Raw genomic sequence first — 292 nt, forward strand, 5'->3', positions numbered from 1 at the left:
GTTATGAGCGTCGATGAGATCCGCGAATTTGTTCAGAACCGCTTTTCTGTGGGAAGGAGCACTGTCGCTCCACTCTCCTTGTTTGAATGCGCGACGAGCACATCCTACTGCGAGTTCTACGTCGTCAGATTGACAGCGAGCGATGTCTGTAATGATGTCATCTGTTGCTGGGTTGACTACCGCTAAACGTTCACCACAGATGGCTTCGGTAAACTCGCCATTAATGTAGGCACGGCCTTCGATGTTTAGGCTTTGTTGCAGTTCAAGCCAATCAGATTTAAGTTTCATACAC

General features: G+C 48.3%; 1 protein-coding gene. It reads right to left on the bottom strand.

All coding sequences use genetic code 11. From position 1 onward, the window contains the following. The coding region (locus AB4585_RS24560; RefSeq protein WP_372171362.1) for an aldehyde dehydrogenase family protein at window positions 1–292 on the bottom strand (292 nt) is incomplete at both ends.

The organism is Vibrio sp. 10N.222.49.C9 (genome assembly GCF_041474985.1).
GTDB classification, from domain to species: Bacteria; Pseudomonadota; Gammaproteobacteria; order Enterobacterales; family Vibrionaceae; genus Vibrio; species Vibrio crassostreae_C.